At 45.5% G+C, this 19,740-nt stretch carries 19 protein-coding genes; 8 read left to right on the top strand and 11 right to left on the bottom strand.

From position 1 onward, the window contains the following. Positions 1-166: 166 nt before the first annotated feature. The 6 genes from BN1546_RS24325 to BN1546_RS28055 form a co-directional block, all read right to left on the bottom strand. Positions 167-1,273 carry a Gfo/Idh/MocA family protein gene (locus BN1546_RS24325; protein WP_090739011.1) on the bottom strand — a complete coding sequence of 369 codons (1,107 nt, stop codon included), beginning with the start codon at positions 1,271-1,273 and terminating at the stop codon, positions 167-169. 75 nt (positions 1,274-1,348) lie between these two features. Further along, the gene (locus BN1546_RS24320) at positions 1,349-2,077 is read right to left on the bottom strand and encodes a ThuA domain-containing protein (protein WP_090739010.1); all 729 of its coding nucleotides are present in this window, start codon (positions 2,075-2,077) and stop codon (positions 1,349-1,351) included. Positions 2,078-2,113: 36 nt separating this feature from the next. Further along, positions 2,114-3,286 (bottom strand): Gfo/Idh/MocA family protein, encoded by a 1,173-nt coding sequence (locus tag BN1546_RS24315; RefSeq protein WP_090739009.1) that lies wholly within the window; start codon positions 3,284-3,286, stop codon positions 2,114-2,116. 52 nt (positions 3,287-3,338) lie between these two features. After that, positions 3,339-4,394 (bottom strand): LacI family DNA-binding transcriptional regulator, encoded by a 1,056-nt coding sequence (locus BN1546_RS24310; protein ID WP_090739008.1) that lies wholly within the window; start codon positions 4,392-4,394, stop codon positions 3,339-3,341. A gap of 103 nt (positions 4,395-4,497) precedes the next feature. Continuing rightward, positions 4,498-4,920: a GRP family sugar transporter gene (locus tag BN1546_RS28060; RefSeq protein WP_255305527.1), complete on the bottom strand. Its 423-nt coding sequence runs from the start codon at positions 4,918-4,920 to the stop codon at positions 4,498-4,500. Further along, entirely contained in the window at positions 4,899-5,354 is a 456-nt protein-coding gene (locus BN1546_RS28055) for a GRP family sugar transporter (RefSeq protein WP_255305526.1), read from the bottom strand. Before BN1546_RS28055 ends, BN1546_RS28060 begins: the two co-directional genes overlap by 22 nt. 500 nt (positions 5,355-5,854) lie before the next feature. Here BN1546_RS28055 and BN1546_RS24300 point away from each other — a divergent pair, with 500 nt between their 5' ends. Then, the gene (locus tag BN1546_RS24300; protein ID WP_025678518.1) at positions 5,855-8,089 is read left to right on the top strand and encodes an alpha-galactosidase; all 2,235 of its coding nucleotides are present in this window, start codon (positions 5,855-5,857) and stop codon (positions 8,087-8,089) included. Positions 8,090-8,265: 176 nt separating this feature from the next. On the opposite strand, the gene BN1546_RS24295 is transcribed toward BN1546_RS24300, so the two are convergent. From BN1546_RS24295 to BN1546_RS24285, 3 genes are all read right to left on the bottom strand, one after another. After that, a complete protein-coding gene (locus BN1546_RS24295; RefSeq protein WP_255305525.1) occupies positions 8,266-9,192 on the bottom strand; it encodes an aldo/keto reductase in 927 nt (308 codons plus the stop codon). A gap of 100 nt (positions 9,193-9,292) precedes the next feature. Next, complete coding sequence (locus BN1546_RS24290; protein WP_090739006.1) at positions 9,293-10,288, bottom strand: Gfo/Idh/MocA family protein; 996 nt, start codon at positions 10,286-10,288, stop codon at positions 9,293-9,295. Position 10,289: 1 nt separating this feature from the next. Then, on the bottom strand, positions 10,290-11,309 hold the full coding sequence (locus BN1546_RS24285) for a Gfo/Idh/MocA family oxidoreductase (RefSeq protein ID WP_090739005.1): 1,020 nt from the start codon (positions 11,307-11,309) through the stop codon (positions 10,290-10,292). 180 nt (positions 11,310-11,489) lie between these two features. Here BN1546_RS24285 and BN1546_RS24280 point away from each other — a divergent pair, with 180 nt between their 5' ends. Further along, positions 11,490-12,356 carry a MurR/RpiR family transcriptional regulator gene (locus BN1546_RS24280; protein ID WP_013371333.1) on the top strand — a complete coding sequence of 289 codons (867 nt, stop codon included), beginning with the start codon at positions 11,490-11,492 and terminating at the stop codon, positions 12,354-12,356. Between the two features lie 110 nt (positions 12,357-12,466). On the opposite strand, the gene BN1546_RS24275 is transcribed toward BN1546_RS24280, so the two are convergent. Further along, positions 12,467-12,772 (bottom strand): ArsR/SmtB family transcription factor, encoded by a 306-nt coding sequence (locus BN1546_RS24275; RefSeq protein ID WP_014599797.1) that lies wholly within the window; start codon positions 12,770-12,772, stop codon positions 12,467-12,469. A 111-nt stretch (positions 12,773-12,883) separates the two neighbouring features. Between BN1546_RS24275 and BN1546_RS24270 the strand changes: the two genes are divergently transcribed. After that, positions 12,884-14,047 (top strand): MFS transporter, encoded by a 1,164-nt coding sequence (locus BN1546_RS24270; protein ID WP_090739004.1) that lies wholly within the window; start codon positions 12,884-12,886, stop codon positions 14,045-14,047. Positions 14,048-14,171: 124 nt separating this feature from the next. On the opposite strand, the gene BN1546_RS24265 is transcribed toward BN1546_RS24270, so the two are convergent. Beyond that, the gene (locus BN1546_RS24265; protein WP_090739003.1) at positions 14,172-15,299 is read right to left on the bottom strand and encodes an NAD(P)/FAD-dependent oxidoreductase; all 1,128 of its coding nucleotides are present in this window, start codon (positions 15,297-15,299) and stop codon (positions 14,172-14,174) included. Between the two features lie 150 nt (positions 15,300-15,449). Between BN1546_RS24265 and BN1546_RS24260 the strand changes: the two genes are divergently transcribed. The 5 genes from BN1546_RS24260 to BN1546_RS24240 are packed head-to-tail and all read left to right on the top strand — an operon-like array spanning position 15,450 to position 19,737. Further along, the gene (locus BN1546_RS24260; RefSeq protein WP_090739002.1) at positions 15,450-16,157 is read left to right on the top strand and encodes a lantibiotic protection ABC transporter ATP-binding protein; all 708 of its coding nucleotides are present in this window, start codon (positions 15,450-15,452) and stop codon (positions 16,155-16,157) included. A 1-nt stretch (position 16,158) separates the two neighbouring features. Continuing rightward, complete coding sequence (locus tag BN1546_RS24255; protein ID WP_040103670.1) at positions 16,159-16,890, top strand: lantibiotic immunity ABC transporter MutE/EpiE family permease subunit; 732 nt, start codon at positions 16,159-16,161, stop codon at positions 16,888-16,890. A 1-nt stretch (position 16,891) separates the two neighbouring features. Continuing rightward, on the top strand, positions 16,892-17,650 hold the full coding sequence (locus BN1546_RS24250) for a lantibiotic immunity ABC transporter MutG family permease subunit (RefSeq protein ID WP_090739001.1): 759 nt from the start codon (positions 16,892-16,894) through the stop codon (positions 17,648-17,650). A gap of 36 nt (positions 17,651-17,686) precedes the next feature. Beyond that, positions 17,687-18,346: a response regulator transcription factor gene (locus BN1546_RS24245; RefSeq protein WP_090739000.1), complete on the top strand. Its 660-nt coding sequence runs from the start codon at positions 17,687-17,689 to the stop codon at positions 18,344-18,346. After that, the gene (locus tag BN1546_RS24240; RefSeq protein ID WP_090738999.1) at positions 18,337-19,737 is read left to right on the top strand and encodes a HAMP domain-containing sensor histidine kinase; all 1,401 of its coding nucleotides are present in this window, start codon (positions 18,337-18,339) and stop codon (positions 19,735-19,737) included. The genes BN1546_RS24245 and BN1546_RS24240 overlap by 10 nt, the downstream gene beginning before the upstream one ends. Positions 19,738-19,740 lie beyond the last annotated feature (3 nt).

The raw sequence follows: 19,740 nt of genomic DNA, 5'->3' as shown, positions 1-19,740 counted from the left end.
TAACTAAGAAGACTCCGAAGCCGCAGTCAAAACAGAGCTGGAGCCTTCTTTTTTATAGTAATTAATATCAAAGCAGAATGCGCAAATCCCAGACCGACTTTTGGGACAGCCCCTCCAGTCTTATAATTCTTGTATGCTGCAGGTCAGCTTCAGGCTGGTACTTGTTTTATACATCTAACGTATATAAGGGCAGGTTTTCCGGTAAAGCCGCCGGGCGCTGACATGTGCTCTGCATCGTATAAAAGGTCTGCTGATCGGAAGAATCATGGAACGCCCACATCGCCTCCAGCACATGGTAGGCCAGTTCCCCGCTGGCGCGGTGGGGGCGTCCATTCCGGATTGCATAGGCCATATCAGCAACACCGATACCTCGTGTATTCTCCTGGTAACCTGGCAGCAGCGGGACCTCGGTCCAATTTTGCTCACCTACCAGCCTAAAGCGAACTGGCCCTCCGAATGTGTTCGGGTCAGGTACCTGCAACGTGCCATGCGTACCATACACCTCAATCGGTGGCAGAGTGCTACCTCCAAAAATGTCAAAGCTGGTTATCAGCGTACCAACAGCTCCCTGCTTGAAGCGCAACAATCCAGCCACATGGGTCGGAATATCGACTGAGATGGTCTGGCCTCTCTTTTTCTCGCTCGTAATTGTTCTCTGATCCATCGCTTTGCTGGTCATGCCCGAAATGGCGGCAATCGGTCCCAGCAATTGCACCAGAGCCGTCAAATAATAAGGTCCCATATCAAACATCGGACCACCACCAGCTGCATAATAAAATTCAGGATCAGGATGCCAATGTTCGTGTCCACGAATCATCATAAAAGCCGTAGCAGCTACCGGATTCCCAATGACTCCGTCTTCAATCAGTTTTAGTGATGTCTGTATACCGGAACCAAAGAAGGTCTCCGGTGCGCAGCCGACAAGCAGTCCTTTTTGTTGAGCAAGATCCAAGACTGCCTGGCCCTGCTCTCGGGTGACAGCAAGTGGCTTCTCCACATAGACATGCTTGCCAGCCTCAAGTGCTCTGAGACACACCTCGGCGTGAACGGCCGGAATGGTCAAATTAATGATGAGTTCGATCTGCGGATCAGCCAAAATCTCATCTACCGAATATACGTTCGGAACGTTGAACGCTATCGCCTGCTCCTCTGCCCGACTTTGGTCCAGATCCGCTACTGCGAACAGCTCCAGAATGCCGAAACGATGGCAATTTTCCATATAAATTCCGCTAATTTTACCGCAACCGATAATGCCCACTTTCATTTTTTTCATGCCTGGACTCCCTTCTCCTTCAGAAAAAATGGATAATGGCATTCTTTTATTACATCGGATACTATCCTGTTCACGCTACTGCTGCTGGTTGTCTGCCATACCCGTGTATGCCTCTGCCAGCGAGCTACCTCGGCTGGTCGCCGCCTGTTTGCCTGCCGCAGTCCACAGGAATCCGCTGCGCATCATCTCGGTCACTTGAGGTATTTCTATGATATCTGCGTGATGACCTAGCGAATTGTAGAACACACGGCCGTTTCCCCACCGCTTTGTCCATACAACGGGCATATCCACTGGCCCATTGGCCGAATGAGGTCCCGGAACGACCGGGAAGCGTGTGGTTGCCAGCACCTCAACCGCAGGGTCTACATGGAGGTAGTACTGCTCGCTTTTGACCTGAAAATCCTCAATATGGCCCAGCAGCGGGCTCGATCCACGCTTTATGTTTACCATGTACTCCACCCCATCATTGCCGGGATGTGCAACCCATTGCCCACCTGTCATGAATTGCCAGTCCACGTTGTTTCGAAAGGCATCACACATGCCACCGTGACAGCCTGCCAGACCTACGCCGCTTTGAACCGCTGCTGAGACATTATTGATCAGTTCCTGCTCAATCTGTCCCATGGTCCACATGGGAACGATCAGGTCCAGGCCAAGTAGTTTCTCCGCATCCTGATACGCTTCAAGGGTACTGGACACCTCCACCTCAAACCCTTCTTCCTTCAGAATGCGTTCAAAAATGGCCGCCACCTGCTCCGGTTCATGTCCGTTCCATCCACCCCATACAATCAGTGCCTTGCGCATCTGTAATCCACTCACCTTTCGGAATGTGTTGTTATACTACATTTCTTCAATGGATACCCAACGGCGTTCCTCTATAGATCGTTCTACTGCTTCAAGCACAGCCTGACAAGCGACCCCGTCGTGGAAGTTCGGCGAAGGTTGCCGCCCTTCGGAGATGGCACTCAACATCTCAAGCATCTCGTGGGTGAAGGTATGCTCGAATCCAATTGTATGTCCTGCAGGCCACCAGGCTTCGGAATACTTGTGTGCCGGATCGGTGGCGAGCACGCGGCGGAAGCCCTGAACGCCTTCCTCATCCTGTGTGAAATACACTTCCAGCTCATTCATCCGCTCAAAATCAAACCGCACACTGCCCAGACTACCGTTGATTTCGAATGAATTTGTGCTCCGATGTCCGGCTGCAAAGCGTGTGGCCTCAAAGCTGCCCAGTGCACCTCCAGCAAAGCGTGCTAAGAACAACGTGGCATCATCAACCGTCACTTCTCCCATCGGTGCATTGGCCTCGGTACTCCTTTTGGAGCTCAATCCGCTCATCTCCGTAGCCAGCGGACGCTGTTTGATGAACGTCTCGCTCATGCCGATGACTTCGTGGAACTCGCCGACCAGAAACCGAGCGAGATCAATCAAATGAGCGCCAAGATCACCATGAGAGCCAGAACCGGCCACTTCTTTTTGCAACCGCCATACCAGCGGGAAGGACGGGTCCATAATCCAGTCTTGAAGGAAAAAGGCGCGAAAATGATAAATCTTGCCCAGGCGACCGCTTTCGACGAGCTGCTTCGCCAGCTGGACAGCCGGAGAAAAGCGGTAGTTGAAGCCAATCATATGGTTGACCCCTGCTTGCTCTGCTGCTTGCAGCATGTCACGGGAATCCGCCAATGAAAGCGCAAGCGGCTTCTCACAAAACAGATGCTTGCCATGGAGGGCAGCCTCAATGACAATTTCCTTATGGGCATTACTCGGGGCGTTAATGTCAACAAGATCAATATCGCTACGTTTCACTAGATCACGCCAATTCGTAACACTTTCGCTCCAGCCGAACTGGCGGGCAGCTGCCTGAACCCCCTGCTCGTTACGTCCACAGATAACGGACATCTCTGGTTGCAGCGGGGCATCCGGGAAAAACATGGGTAGACTACGGTAAGCGTTGCTGTGAGCCTTGCCCATAAATTTGTAGCCAACCATTCCAATACGAAGACGGTTAGACATGTCGTGATCCTCCTTATGGGTATGAGTTTCAACGAATTATTGATGAATGATGTTATTGACGAATGGATGACGCCCTAATAATCAGCTCTGTGGACAGGAGTTCTCTGATTAAGTTGCACCCAGTCAGTTCCAGAGCCGGAGTGAGATCCTGAGAATCGGGTATAAGCTTCGAGGCTGCAAGTTCCCCCATCTCATAAAATGGAACACGGACACTGCTTAGTGGCGGAACAGCCATCTCAGCTGCATCCGAGTCATCATAGCCTACAAACGCTGGAAACCGCTCAACTGCCAGCCCGCGCTCACGGAGACCCTGCATTACACCGAGGGCCATCCGGTCGTTCGCCGCAAATACGGCATCAATATCATCTAATTTGTCTGCGATTGTAGCCGACGCTTCGAGCCCGCTTCGACGACTGTAATTACCTTCCAGAATCAGCTCATGGTCATATTCAATACCAGCCTCCTGAAGCCCGATGAGATAACCCTTCAATCGCTCAGTACTGTTGGAATAGATATCCGGACCGTTGAGAAAGGCTATCCGCTTGCATCCCTGCTCAATGAGATGACTTACAGCCGCCCGGCTTCCTTCTACATGGTCTGCATCCACTTCACAGAACGACTGCCCTTCAAAATGGTGATTCATGACACAGAACGGTCGCCCCTCTTGCTGAAGTCTCTTCAGAGCCTCCACCTCATCGTGGTCATCCCTTGCTCCAAGGATGATACAACTGTCGACCTTTTGCTGACGGAAAAGACTGCTGTAGTCCATCCGTTCGCCCGGTTTTCGGAATAATAGTAGTAGATCGAGCCCGCTGTCTCTGGCCTTGTTACCGATGCCGCTCAGCATCTCGGAGAAAAAATAAGCAGAGAACAGGTGCGCCTTCGGGACATAAGGCATAACCACACCAAGATGGCCGCTTTTGCTTCGGGCAAAGTTGCGGGCCAATGCACTGGGAACATATCCAAGTTGATTGGCAACGTCCAGGACCCGTTTCCGCGTATCTTCCTTGATAGGACCGGTCGCGTTCAATACCCGAGACACCGTCGCTTCAGACACGCCAGCGAGTTCTGCTACTTCCTTGCGCGAAACGATATTGCCCACCTCCAATCATTTTATGTACGCGCGTACATTTTCTCATGCTGCTATACCTCTGTCAATCCCGAAAAGCGTGCCCTATTGATATATAGGCTTTTTTCTCCACAAATTCTCTCTAGGGCTTAAGCAGGCTAATCATTCCTACTCCTATCATCAGCACCGTAATTCCCACAAGTATAGCTAACCATTCATAAAGACTTTTCTTTTCCTTAAATATTAAAATGCTGCCGACACAAGCAATTGCAATGCTCGCTTGAGAGATCGGAAAACTAGCCGCCATGCCGATCAGACCGTTGGAAATAAATAGTGCTAGATTAGCAATGCTCCAAACCAATCCTGTAAACAAATTGCGAAGCACTGGAGAGAAGCGTAGCCGATGTTTGCCTTTCAAATTTATGACCAGGGCCGAGTATAACATCCCGAGCGATTGCGGCAGAATGACGGACAGCCCAGATATATTAAAGTACTGATTGATAACTACATAACTGCTTAACGCTAACCCGGAGCAAACCAGCATCATGATAATTCGTAACGCCATAGGCTTAGACAGCCCAGCAGACTTGCCTGATAGCTGGTCAATAGAACTCCCGCTAAAATACACAGAAGAGAACCAACACCCATCCCATATTGGTAACCTGTTATCCATTCACCCAAGATCAGTGCGGCAAATAACGTCGTCCCTATCAACTGTAGACCGCAAATTACAGGAATGGCGATGGATACGCTTACTTTTTGGAAAGATCGAAAATGGAGTAATTGTCCAGCAGCCCAGAAAATACCGGATATAAAACTTACCACGAAAGAAATCGGTGCTAATGAGGCTGGATGATTGATATACAAGCACAGGGCAAACAGCACAGCACCAATAACGGTACCTGTCAGCTGTTCTCGGGGACTGGCTTTAGTCATATACGCCAATATCGGCATGACTCCCCAGCCGACAGCTGGAATAAAGGTAGTTATGAAATCCACGTGCGGTTCTCCTCCCGTAAAAAGTATTTTTCCTACAATCGTTAAAAATACCAGGCAGGAAAAAACCAATAATTTTACGATAGCAAAGAAAACCGCTTCCAAATACCAATATTTTTATAGATTAATATAGCAAAAACAAAGAAATTGTTCTCTATATGTGCCTATCCCACAATTTTATAGAATCAGATCCGATATATTTTCATGCTCTGAACTGGGATGTGTATCTACATCCTGAAACGTATTCTGGCCCATTCTCACCCTCCCCGTACTTTGCCCAATATAGAATCTATGTTTGTTAATTTATCAGTATAGCATAAGTTAAGGATGACAAATACTTAGAAAAAGGTTGAATCTAACTATAAATTTTCTTTGAAAGATTCTATGTTTTTCCCATAATACGCTTAAAAAAAGTAATGTATTTTCTATCCCTGGCTTTGTTATGCTGAGTTCGATAATAACGCTTTCAACAGGACTGTTATATTTTGAAAGGGGCTATGTACATGGCTAGTATACAAGTTAACCCAAAGGAACGTACATTTCACTTAACGAACAAATACTACAGTTATCTTTTCCGTGTCATGGAGAACGGGCAATTGGAGCATTTGTATTATGGCAAAAAAATGGAGTACCTAGGTCAATATGACCGTTTTATTGAACGAAGCTACCGCTCTGTGTCTGTCGGTGAGTTTGATGGTGACTTGGTAACATCATTGGAAAGCATCAAGCAGGAATTCCCTTCTTCGGGAAGTGGAGACTTTAGAGAACCAGCAGTTGAGATCATACAGGAGGACGGTTCTCATGTCATGGAGTTCATCTTTGACCGTTACGAGGTCATCACGGGGAAACCTAAAATCCCCCATCTCCCTGCTACGTTTTGTAAGGAAGCAAATGAAGCAGAGACACTCCTGATCACGCTGACCGATTCCCTTACAGGAGCGGTTGCCGTGCTTGCATACACCATCTTCAGTGAACTGCCTGTAATCACGCGATCCGTATCCATAACGAATTCCGGAAATAGTATTCTAAGAGTCAATCGTCTTATGAGCGTGAGCCTTGATCTTCCTGACTCCGAATATGAAATTATTCATTTGTCGGGGGCATGGGGTAGGGAACGACATGTGGAGCGTACACCACTCAGACCAGGTGTTCAGTCCATTGGGAGCACACGAGGAATTAGTAGTCATATTCACAATCCATTCTTGGCGCTTGCCAAACCGGGATCTCAGGAACACCAAGGAGAAATATATGCAGTGAATCTCGTCTACAGCGGAAACTTTCTTGCCCAGGCGGAAGTGGACAGCTACTCAACTACCCGACTGAGCCTCGGTATTCATCCTGACAAATTCTGCTGGACTCTGAAGCCTGGAGAATGTTTTTATTCACCTGAAGCAGTTATGGTCTACTCACAGAGCGGTTTGAACGGCATGAGCCAGGCGTTCCATCGCCTGTACAATAAACACTTAATTCGTAGTAGCTGGGCTGAACGGGAACGACCTGTATTGATCAATAACTGGGAGGGTACCTACTTTGATTTTACCGAAAAGAAAATAGTGGATATGGCTAAAAAAGCAAGTGAACTAGGGATTGAGCTCTTTGTCTTGGATGACGGTTGGTTCGGTCAAAGAAACAATGATACCTCCTCACTCGGTGACTGGTTTGAAAATCGTGAAAAGCTACCGAACGGAATCTCGAATTTGGCAAAGAAGATCAATGAGCTTGGTATGAAATTCGGTCTTTGGTTTGAGCCGGAAATGGTTAACTCCGACTCTCATATTATGAGGGAACATCCGGATTGGGTTGTGGGAACACCCGGGCGTAAACGCAAGCATGGACGACATCAGTATGTTCTTGATTATTCCCAACCGCCTGTTGTGGATTACCTGTTTAAGTTAATGGATGACGTGCTCTCTTCTGCTCATATCGAATATGTAAAATGGGATATGAATCGCTGCATTTCAGAAGCCTATTCATTATCTCTGGGCAAGGAAAGACAGGGCGAGTTTTTCCATCGTTACGTCCTAGGCGTGTATGCTTTATATGAGAAACTGATTACCAAATACCCTGAGGTTTTGTTTGAGTCCTGTGCTTCCGGTGGAGGACGATTTGATCCAGGGATGCTTTATTATGCTCCGCAAACATGGACGAGCGACGATAGCGAAGCTATTGAACGTCTTAAGATTCAGTATGGCACTTCCATGGCCTATCCGCTTAGCAGCATGGGTGCTCATGTGTCAACCATTCCGAACCACCAGGTAGGCAGAACCGCACCGCTGCAAACCAGATCAAATGTCGCCTACTTCGGTGTATTCGGTTACGAACTTGATCCATTGGCTTTGACCGAGGAAGAGTGCAATATAATCAAAAAGCAAATACAACTGTATAAACGTCACCAACGATTAGTTACCCAGGGAACGTTTTACCGTCTGCTAAGTCCCTTTGAAAAAAATGAAACAGCATGGATGACTATTGATGCAGAACGTGAGCATGCTCTCGTCGGCTGGTACCAGGTACTCTCACGCCCCAATGCAGCTTATTCACGGCTAAAGCTCATCGGACTGGACGAAATGGCAGTATATTTCGTGGAAGAACTGGATCGACGTTTCACAGGCAGCGAGTTAATGAACATCGGACTTATACTCACCCCGCCTTATAAGGCTGACCAGGATTTTAATATTGCGGAGAAATATGATTTCTCATCTCAATTATTCACTCTAACTAAAGAGACTTCCTCGTGATTGATATAAGTTTCATTAAGGGATAGACTTTAGTTAGAACGCTATGATTGGTGCTATTGATCTTAAATACGTCATACCGGGTAAAATCATTTTCGTATAAATTCGATGATTTTACCTGGTACGATTCTCTGAAAAAAAGGTATCCCATCAATTCAATCTCCACAGCTATGAAAGAATTAGATCATAGGCCTGTTCTTCTCTCCAACTCCTGTATATCTCACGCCCATCAAAGGGATTTGTGAGGCTGCATTGCTAATGTTCCGCACATCTTCAGACGTAAGCTGAAGACTCACCGCGCCTAAATTTTCTTCCAAACGACTCAATTTCCGCGTGCCCGGAATCGGAACGATCCACGGCTTTTGGGCAAGCAGCCAGGCGAGCGCAACTTGAGCTGGCGTTGCTTTTAACTGCTCAGCCATCTCCTTAAGCAGGTCCACTAGTACCTGATTGGCCTCCAACGCTTCTGAAGTAAAACGCGGAAGAATACTGCGCAAATCGTCATGACTGAATGTCGTGTCTGTATTAAAACTCCCCGTCAGGTAACCCTTACCCAAAGGACTGAACGGAACGAAGCCAATGCCGAGCTCCTCAAGCGCAGGAATGAGTTCCTCTTCGGGACGTCTCCACCACAGAGAATATTCACTCTGAACTGCGGTGAGCGGCTGAACCGCGTGTGCTCGACGGATCGTCTGCACTCCTGCTTCAGATAATCCCCAGTGCTTCACCTTTCCTTCTCGGATCAGATCTTGCACGGCTCCTCCCGCCACCTCTTCGATCGGCATATCTGGATCGACCCGGTGCTGATAATACAGATCGATGGCTTCAATCTTGAGACGTTTAAGCGATGCTTCAGCAACTTTTTTGATATGCTCAGGGCGACTGTTCATTCCGAATGGCTTGCCATCCTGAATATTAAAGCCGAATTTGGTGGCAATTACGACTTGATCGCGAACAGGAAGAAGTGCTTCGCCCAAAAGTTTCTCATTCGTATAAGGTCCATATACTTCAGCGGTATCAAAGAAAGTCACGCCGCGCTCGACTGCTTCCCGAATGACTGAGATCATTTTCTTTGGATCAGAAGCCGGGCCATAGCCGTAGCTCATTCCCATGCATCCAAGCCCCATCGCGGAAACTTCCAGACCGCTATTTCCCAATTTACGAAGCAGCTCAAGCGAGTTGCTTCTTCAATTTCAGGTACAAGCATTAAAGATTGTGTTTATCGGGACCAAACACAAGATTGGCCGACTGTTTGGCCTTCTCGATGACATTCATGACCTTTTCGCTATGTTCAAGCATATACGAGACTTTTTCCAAATCGTTTTCTCGGATGATACGTTCGAATTCAACGAATTCGTCATACATACGATGCGAATGATCTTTCAGGTCCACCTGGATGGGCGTTTCCTTATTAGGAGTGTATTCAAAATAATCGCATATATTAGCTGAACTCGCCATGTGTACATAGCCTTTATTGCCTTGAATGTTCACTGCATTGGGTGCCGTACTGTCTTTTGAACCTATGCAAACACACTTAAAATCGCCGTAATCAAGCAGCAGTATGCCTGAAGTGTCAATTCCACGTTCCATGTTCGCCAAATATTCTACCTTCTTAGGGCTCCCGAAGAGGCCAACAACAAAATGAATATTGTATAAATTGATATCCATCAATGCTCCGCCAGACATTTCCGGATTAAACGCAGGCTGGATTACTCCCGCTTTAAAAGCCTCATACCGGGATGAATATTGAGAATAGTTGCATTCAACTATTTTAATCTCGCCAAGTTTAGGCAGATACTCCTTTATGGACAAATAATTTTTCAAATATTGATTCGTAATAGCTTCCACCAATACCAGTTTTCTTTGCTGAGCAATTTCTTTTAGCTCTAGAAATTCATGCACATTGGATGTAAACGGCTTCTCACATATAACATGTTTACCACTCAGTAATGCTTCTTTGGCATATGAATAATGGAGATGATTAGGCAAACCAATATAGACAGTATCTACGTCATTATTTCTCAGCATTTTGCTGTAATCCGAATAAATCTGAGAGATTCCATATCTATGTTGCCAATCTAGTAATTTCTCCTCATGGCTAGGCCTAGAACAAATGGCCTTTAATAAGATCGTCGGGATTTCCTGAATAAAGCTCAATAGATCCCCTACGATCATTCCTGCTCCGACAATTCCCAATTTCATTCTAGTTACACTCCTCTATACCCTTCTCAAGTATTTCCATTGAAGTTATGGTTTCTTCATCTGTAATCGCTTTTTCTTTGCCGTGTATGATCGAATGATAGAGATCGTCATACACTCGGGCATAATCTCCTTTTTCAGAAACCACTTTTTCTTCATGGTACTGACCATCATCATCCAGGTACGTTAAAATGCCATAATGCTCATGCTGGTCGATGCCAAAATCGGCGTGTCCCTTAGGCAGATAGTATAATTTAAGATGCTCCTCCTGACGATCCTTTGTCTGCTTTATAAAAACGCCTTTTTTGCCGTATACTACAAAACTCGGCCGCTCTTTTAAACGAAAAAAGCTGGATTTAATGGATACCTTGAGTGAGGGATAATAAAAATCCAGATCAAAATAGTCATTCATTCTTCCAGAACCGAGCAATTGGCGCACGTCGTAATGGATCGTGTCAGGTTTCCCAAAATAGGAAAGAACCTGGTCAATGGTATGAGCGCCATGTCCATAGAGGTAACTGTTATATTTGGAAAAATGAGAGGTGGAGTTGGGGGTTTCAGGGCGGTAATAATCAAAATGCATTTCCACCTCCAACAAATCACCGAGTTTTCCTGATTCAATGACCTTCTTGGTAGTGAGAAAATCCGAATCGTATCGTCTGTTTTGGTAGCACTGTATAATCAGATTTTTCTCTTTGGCATATTGGAAGATGGACACTGCTTCTTCTTTCGTTAACATAAAGGGTTTCTCAATAAGTACATTTTTTCCGTGGTCGAGTGCCATTTTCGCATAAGTGTAGTGGGATTCTACAGGTGTACAGACAACAATCAACTGAATTTCCTTATCGTTCATTAAAGATTCAAGATTATCTGTATACTGCACGCCAGGAATTTTCTCCCACTCCCCTTTATCTGGATTACGGGCGTAGATCGTCTTTACTTTCAAATGATCTCTGGTCAATGAAAAAGGAAGATGATACCGATTGGTGCTTTTGCCATTCCCAATATAACCGATGGTAAGCATATTAATTCCCCCTAGGCTCTTTTTCATTTATTATAGTAGAAGAACGTCGATCGTAAATAATTTGCCATCAAAACGGTACATTTAACCGAATATTTGTAAGCATGACGGCTTGTTTTTAAACAAAATGTTTATTGGGTATCTTTTATCAAACGTTATTTCAATTGAACCGGGGGGAACCTGTTGAAAATACTGATGCAATTATCAGAAATGCAAAACTTTACACCAAACGAAAAAAGCATTGCTTCCTACATTTTGGTCCACAAGGAATCGATCCTGCACTTAAATATTCAGGAGCTTGCCAAAGCTACGTATACTTCGCATTCCGCCATTAATCGATTAATTCACAAACTTGGGCTATCCGGCTTCAAGGAGTTTATAATAAAACTCGCTCGGGAATTCCAGCAAGATACCCAGAATATTTCCAATGTAGACCCCAACTATCCATTCGGGTTTGATGAAACCCCACTTCAAGTGGCGAAAGAAATTGCTGAATTAATGAAGGAAACGATTGAAAAAAACTTTACATTCATGGATGATCACTTGCTGTCACAAACAGCCCAGTTACTGGATCAAGCAAATAGGATCTTTATATATGCGTTAGGCGATTCACAAATCCGAGCAAAAAGTTTTCAGAATAAATTAGTAAAAATCAACAAGTATGTGGTTATAGCCACGGAGCTGTCTGAATGGGCTTACCATACGGCTAATCTAACTTCAGAAGATTGCGCTATTTTCTTAACTTACCACGGTAAGTCACCGATTTTTTTAAAAGCGGCACGACATTTTACGCGTGAGAATATCCCTTTTATCACCATTACAGCTACCAATCAAAGTGAATTGGCCAAACGAAGTAGTATATGTATCCAGGTGCCTAATGACGAAGTAAAGCATGCCAAGATTGGTACTTTTTCGTCGCAAATTGCCTTTGACTATGTATTAAACGTGATTTACTCCTGTATCTATAAAATCGACTACTTGAAAAATATGCAAACCCTGACACAATCGTTGGAGAATTCGCATCTCAACGACATGATGAATGACGTGTAGAGGGTTCAGCTTCTCTCTAACTGCAAAATAAGCGGCAATTTATAATTATATATGGTTGTTCTTCGACAAATAAGGTCTAGTTAGTTTTATGCTAACTAGACCTTTTTCTTTTATTGCTTCAAGCCCATCAGTACGGCCGACAGCAAGCTAGGAAAGCGTTCATTCAAATCATCGTAACGGATAGAGATAAAGCGTTGGGTTCCCTCTATTCTCGTATGAATGACCCCTGATTCCCGAAGAACCTTAAAATGATGAGACAAGGTTGACTTTGGAGCTGAAATATCTATTGAGCTACAGGATTGCTCCCCTTTTTCGTCTAAAATCTGGATGATATTAAGCCGAATGGGGTCACTTAGAGCATATAAAACTGTAGGTAGAGTAATTTCAATTACGTTGGGATGATACAGCGTTCTCAAGATCCGTTCACCTGCCTAACAAAGAATTGTAGTTGCATTATAGCATATTGGAATGCTATATTTCTATTATTCGAAAATATTCGAACTATAGAACAAATGGAGGGTTTCGTTTTGAATAAAATTATCACCTTGTTTTTCTTGATCATGTTTTTCATTGGTACAGATACGTTCATTGTGTCGCCTCTTCTACCTATTCTTCGTGAAAGCTTCGGCATTTCTATCGAACAATCGGGCTGGATTGTTTCAGCCTATGCTTTAGGGTATGCTCTGTTTGCCTTAATTGCAGGACCGTTGTCAGATGCATGGAATCGAAAAAAAGTACTACTGTTCGGCTTACTTGGTTTTGGTATCTTTACTCTACTTTGCGGCTTTGCCGTTGATTTTTGGACCATGTTTGCTTTTCGCTTATTGGCTGGCATTAGTGCCGCTTTTGCCTCACCTCAAGTTTGGGCAGCCATTCCTCAGTTAGTTCAACCACATAAAGTGTTAAAAGCCATGGGAGTTGTCACCGCAGGATTAGCTTTTTCCCAAATGCTAGGCGTGCCCATTGGCAGCTATCTCGCTACCGCCGGGTGGCAAACACCCTTTATTATGATTGGTTGCTGCACCTTCCTGATCGTTATTTGGACTGCTGTTCTCTTGCCCGCCTTGCCTCCTTCTATACAGAAGCAAAAGGCTCCCTCGATTAGGAACAGATACCGTTCATTGCTGCAGGGGTCAACACCTAAGGTCGCTTTTCTGGCCTACTTCCTGTTCCAACTCGGAAATTTTGCTGCCTTCTCTTTTATTGGCACATGGCTGTCCGACAAATTCAGCCTCAATGTTGCAAATATTGGCACGGTGATATTATTCCTTGGTTTAGGAAATACGATCAGCAGCTTATTTGGGAGCAGCTTAGTTAACAAAGTGGGGCCTAAGCACTCTTTGATCTATGGCGTAATTTTCATCGGTCTGCTTTATTTGCTTCTGCCCTATTTACCTAGTGTGACCTATGTCGAAATTACATATTTTCTGATCTTCCTTATCCTTGGAATGATTTTCCCGCTTATGATGAGTATGCTTCAAACCTTATCTGCCACAGCACGCGGAACAGTTTCATCACTTGCCAATTCTTCTATGTATTTTGGAACAATGGTTGGCTCTTCCACAGCAGGAATGCTATACGCGCACAGCGGTGGTTTTATTTCCGTTAGCCTGTTTTCTGTGATTTGTTTCGGTGTGTCACTAATCTTGTTCCTACGTAGCGGAGTTTTACTAGGTCTAAGACTAAAATAGAAACGAGTAACCTTAAAAAATCGACATAAGCTCTATCTTTGGGCCAGGAAAAGAACTTATATTATTAGAAAAGCCGCCAGTAGGGCGGCTTCTTATGCTATCTAATGTTGTCTACCTTGAAGAATCAATTTTCATCAATAGCATTTCGAATATCATAATCATCGATGTTGATATCCAAAGCCATTCCAAGTGCTAATTTTGCCAGTTGGCTTCCAATAAAGGGCCCCATTGTCAGTCCGGATGCTCCAAGCCCATTGGCAGCTATAAGACCGTTCCAGCCAGGCACAGCTCCAAGCACCGGTAGAAAACCGGGGGTAAAAGGACGGAAACCGACTCTTACCTCCTGAAAAGTGCTATTTGCCAAACCAGGTGCTAATTCTAAACCTTTATTTAGGATTTCCTGCATTCCACCTGCTGTTACTCTTGTATCGTAGCCTTCGATTTCATTTTCGTGAGTCGCACCTATTACGATCTTCTGTTGATCAAACGCCAACAAATACTGGTCAGAAGGCGGTATGATTACAGGCCAGGTGCCTGTATCTTGTCCGGCAGGGATCTGCAAATGCATGATTTGTGCCTTTTGAAAACTAACTTTAAAGCGAATGCCCAAAGGCAGCATCAGTTGATTGGCCCATGCACCAGCACAAACAATGACTACGTCAGACGAAAAACTATGTCCATCGACCGTTACTCCGGTTACATGGTCGGAATTATATTGAAGCACAGCATCCCCATGGATAAGGGTTGCCCCATTTCTTTGGGCTGATCGGATCAACGCGTCACGTAGCGCACGACCATCTATACGAGCGGCACCGCTAATATGAACAGAATGATATCGATCTTCTAATAAAGGAAACTGTTCATGGGTTTCCTTTTCATTTAGTTGCGTAATTTCACCGATTTCCGGTGCATCTGTATGTCGTAAGTGTGCCCGTTCCTGCATTTTTTTGATTTTCTCCAAATCATCGTGAATACTGAGAGCCCCAACTTGAGCATAGCCAGTTTCTGTTTCTCCCTCGCTTTTGAGTTCTTCAATCAATTCGGGGTAAAAACGTGCGCCCGCTTTGGCTAGCTGGTACCAAGCCTGATTGCGTCGCTGTGATAGCCAGGGACAGATAATGCCAGCAGCTGCATCAGTCGCCTGTCCTTTATCTTTGCGGTCTACAAGAATGACATCAGCGCCCATTTTTGCTAACTGGTATGCTGTCGATGCCCCCAAAATTCCTGACCCGATTACGATAACCTTCTTCATGATTACATCCCTTTCCTAAATCACTGTATCCATTATAGCGAATACTGCATGAATGCATAAAGTTTGAAACATTAATATTTCAATCCTTATAAAGTTCTTAGAATTGATCTGTAAAGTAGTTGTCAGAACGAATGAAAAGGATGAACTGATATGGATAATATTATTTTACAGACTAAAAATCTCTGCAAAACCTTTGGACGACAGCAGGCAGTGAACAACGTCGCGTTGTCTATTCAGGAGAATTCCGTGTATGGATTGCTCGGGCCAAATGGGGCAGGAAAATCAACTACCTTAAAAATGTTAACCGGTATGCTACGCCCGACAGCCGGTGAGATTTTATTTCAAGGGAAACCTTGGTCCCGAAAAGATCTTGCTCAGATCGGCGCACTGATCGAATCTCCTCCACTCTATGAGAATTTAACAGCTAGAGAGAACCTGAAGGTTCGCACAACGTTGCTTGGACTACCTGATTCGCGGATTGATGAAGTGCTGAGCATTGTTGATTTGACCCATACCGGGAAAAAGCGATCCGGCCAGTTCTCGATGGGTATGAAACAGCGGCTGGGCATTGCGATTGCTCTCCTCAATCATCCCAAGCTATTGATCCTAGATGAGCCAACCAATGGACTAGACCCCATTGGTATTCAGGAACAACGTGAGCTGATTCGCTCCTTCCCGAAGCAAGGAATTACTGTAATTCTTTCCAGTCATATCCTATCCGAAGTCGAACAAATCGTTGACCATGTCGGTATCATTGCCGGCGGCGTATTAGCTTATCAAGAGACGGTCACTCCAGGGCAAAACCTGGAATCGTTGTTCATGCAGATTGCACAGAAATATCGAAAGGGAGGTGAGTAGGATGCAGCAATACATAGCCGCCGAACATCTAAAATTAAAGCGCACCTTCACGAAAAAGCTGGTCTGGCTTGCCCCGATCGTTACTCTTACTCTGTGTACCGTGCTCATGGGGGGACGTATGCTCCAAAGCGCCAGCTACAATTGGTGGTATTTCATGCTGCTACCAGGTGCCCTCACCTTAATGTGCTCAGGAGTGATCCAAAAGGATGGCAAGAAGCTGAAATACCGTGCTGTCCTTGGCATATCTGTAGATTTGGCTCGGGTATGGTACGGTAAAATCGGGGTTTGCGTAAGGCTCTTAATGGTTTCCTCTATTATCCTTTTTATAGGGATAACTCTTGGCGGATTCGTATTCTCAACTTCCGTGACACTAGCAGAAAGCGTCGCTGCAACTCTGCTACTCTTCATCACCTTTTTGTGGCAAGTTCCACTTTGCCTGTTCCTAACGGATCGAATAGGCATGTTTGCCACCCTAATCATCAACATGCTGGGCAACGTAGCCTGCACCGTCTTGTTCGCTACGTCTTCTGTATGGTGGGCGGTACCCTATGCTATTCCAGCGCGATTGATGTGCGCCGTCATTCAAGTGCTGCCTAATGGGCTTGCCGTTCCTTCAGGAGATCCACTTTTGGATAGAGGCATAATTGTTCCCGGCCTGTTGATCACAGTATGTCTATTCATGATTCTGTCAGTGCTGACGGCCATGTCTTTCCGTAAACGGGAGGCTAAGTAAGATGATATCTTTCTTCCGCAATCTGAAATCTGATGTGCTCAAACTTAGAAGGCAGCCCTTATTGCTGGTACAGCTGCTTGTGCCACTCTTAGGCATAGCAATCTTTCTAGCCTATTATTCCTTCACTCCATACTCATCGATTTCGAAGATAGACGGCTATTTGCAGGTCCTGGCTGTGGTTCTTCCTACCATGATTGGTATTGTATGCTCCATTGCTGTTGAGCAGGAGTCAGTCGCTGGAAATTTTCAACACCTCTTGACCTCGCCGGTGAAGCTGTTACCTTTTTTGAGCAAGCTTAGCCTGCTTCTGTGCTTGGGATTTGGTAGTGTGCTGCTTGCCTCAGGCGGCTTTGGAGCTGGCTATATATATCTGTTGAAAGAGTCCCCGTATGGCTTGAACTTTTATTTGTTGGGTGCCTGCATTCTATTTATGTCGAGTGTATTCCTTTATATTCTACATTTTTTCGTTAGTTTGCGATTCGGTAAAGGAGCTTCTATCGGTCTGGGCATCATGGAGAGTCTATTGTCCGCTTTGCTTCTAACAGGGCTGGGTGATCATAATTGGATATTCATCCCCTCTGCTTGGGCGGCCCGCTTCATCACGATCTGGGTGCAATACGGCGTAAGCTCAGCAGATTCTATCCCTGAAACTATACAGCTTGATTTGGGAATCAGATATTGCGTAGTAGGGACCTTAGTCATCATGGTATTATTAGGGTTATGGATTTGTCGTTGGGAAGGACAAAATTCATCCGAGTAAAGATTAGAGAAAGAAAGCAAGGGAAGTGAATAAAGCATGGCAAACTTGTTGGCCGTTGATGATGATCCCGCCGTTTTGGCACTACTTCAAAATATTTTGCAGAAAGATGGCCATGTTGTCACGGTAGTCTCCACCTCCCCACAGGTTCTCACCATGCAGCTTGGAGCCTTTGACCTCATCCTGCTGGACGTGATGATGCCGGGCATGGACGGATTCACACTCTGTCGGGAAATTCGCAGCAAGGTAGACTGTCCGATCCTGTTCCTTACAGCAAAATCTATGGAGAACGATGTAATGTTGGGCCTTGGGGAAGGAGCCGACGATTATATTGTCAAGCCGTTTGGGGCTGGAGAGCTGCGCGCTCGAATCAACGCCCATCTCAGACGAGAGAGTCGTGAACGGCGTAATGTATTCTGCATCGGGGAAGTTCATTTCAATCTGTCGGGTAAGGAAATCACCGTTCAAAATGTTGTAATCCCGTTTACCAAAAGTGAATATGAGATATGTAAGTTTCTAGCTCTGAACTGGGGCCAAGTGTTCTCTAAAGAACAGATTTACGAAGCCGTCTTCGGCTTTGATGGAGACAGCGACTCCGCCACCATCGTGGAGCATATCAAAAATATTCGGGCCAAGCTTGGCAAAGTAGAGGTTTCGCCAGTGGAGACAGTTTGGGGGATCGGATACCGATGGAAGTAGCCAAAGTACAGCAAGCACATAAGACAACCAAACTGCGAACCATTTTTCTGGGTTATTTAGTTATGTTTTGTATCGGGACGATTGCGCTAGCGCTGTTCCTGGTCCTCATCTTCTATATCCTGATGTCTTGTGGAACCATTCTTCCTGCGAACTATGCTGAGAATCAGGTACGGGAGGATAAGGCAATCATTGAAGCTGGCAAGACCCTACAGCCGGATTCTCGGCAGAAACTATATAGATACGCGTCATTCACTTCGGAAGGCCGCCACATTGAGGGAAATCTTTCTGAAAAGCAGGCTCAAGCCGCTTGGAGTGTTACGGAGCAGAGCAATACTGCCTATCAATTTCCCTATAACTATGTAAAAGTTTCACATAATAATGAAGTTACTGTGATGCGCTACTCTGTCTCGGCACAGTTTGAACTTCCTATTCTACGTCAATATCTGCCGAACGCGGAATTGTCCTTTTTTGCCGTGTTTTGTATCGCCTTCCTGGGGGGAGGAGCCCTACTCGCTTCCTCCTTCGGACGAAAGCTGACGCGGAAAATGAGTGGATTGCAGCAGGCTACAAAGCAAATTCAGGCACAGGACCTGGACTTCTCAATTCAGCTCAGTGGTGTGATGGAGATCGATCGGGTGCTCCATTCTATGGATAAAATGAAAGAAACGTTAAAGACTTCGCTTCAGAAACAATGGAATCTCGAAAAATCCCGTCGTGAGCAAATATCCGCCCTGGCACACGATGTCAAAACACCACTCACTATCGTTCGCGGAAACGTAGAGTTGCTGTCCGAAACCGATCAATCGGAGGAGCAAAAAAACTATACCGATTATATAGCGGAGAGCACCAGGCAAATGGAGCAGTATATTAAGACTCTTATTGAAATTTCAAAAGCGGAAACAGTAGCCACCCTGCAGGCGGAAACGATAGATACTGACTTCTATCTAACTAAGATAAAAGATCAGGTAATGGCTCTGGCCGCTGTCAGAAAAATATCTGTCGTATTTGCTACATACAACCTCCCTAGTACGTTGTATGTAGACCCAGTTCTGCTTGAGCGAGCCATCATGAATGTTGCTTCTAATGCGGTAGAGCAAGCGCCGGAATATAGCGAAATCCGGCTGACTGCGGAGTCTGCCGAAGAGTGTATTCGTTTAAGCATCGTAGACGAAGGCCTAGGCTTCTCTCCTGAAGGCCTCAAACAGGCAGCGGAGCAATTTTATATGGGCGACTCATCCAGAAGATTAACTGGACATTACGGCATGGGTCTGTATATAACAAAATCCATTGTGAACCTACATGGCGGACAGCTGATCATCACTAACTCCACCCAGACAGGCGGCGGACAGGTAAGCATTGAGATACCAATCCGTGTATCATCGACATCATGATAA

Source organism: Paenibacillus sp. Mc5Re-14 (genome assembly GCF_001049835.1).
GTDB lineage: Bacteria > Bacillota > Bacilli > Paenibacillales > Paenibacillaceae > Paenibacillus > Paenibacillus polymyxa_C.
This window is presented reverse-complemented; position numbering and strand designations above follow the sequence as displayed.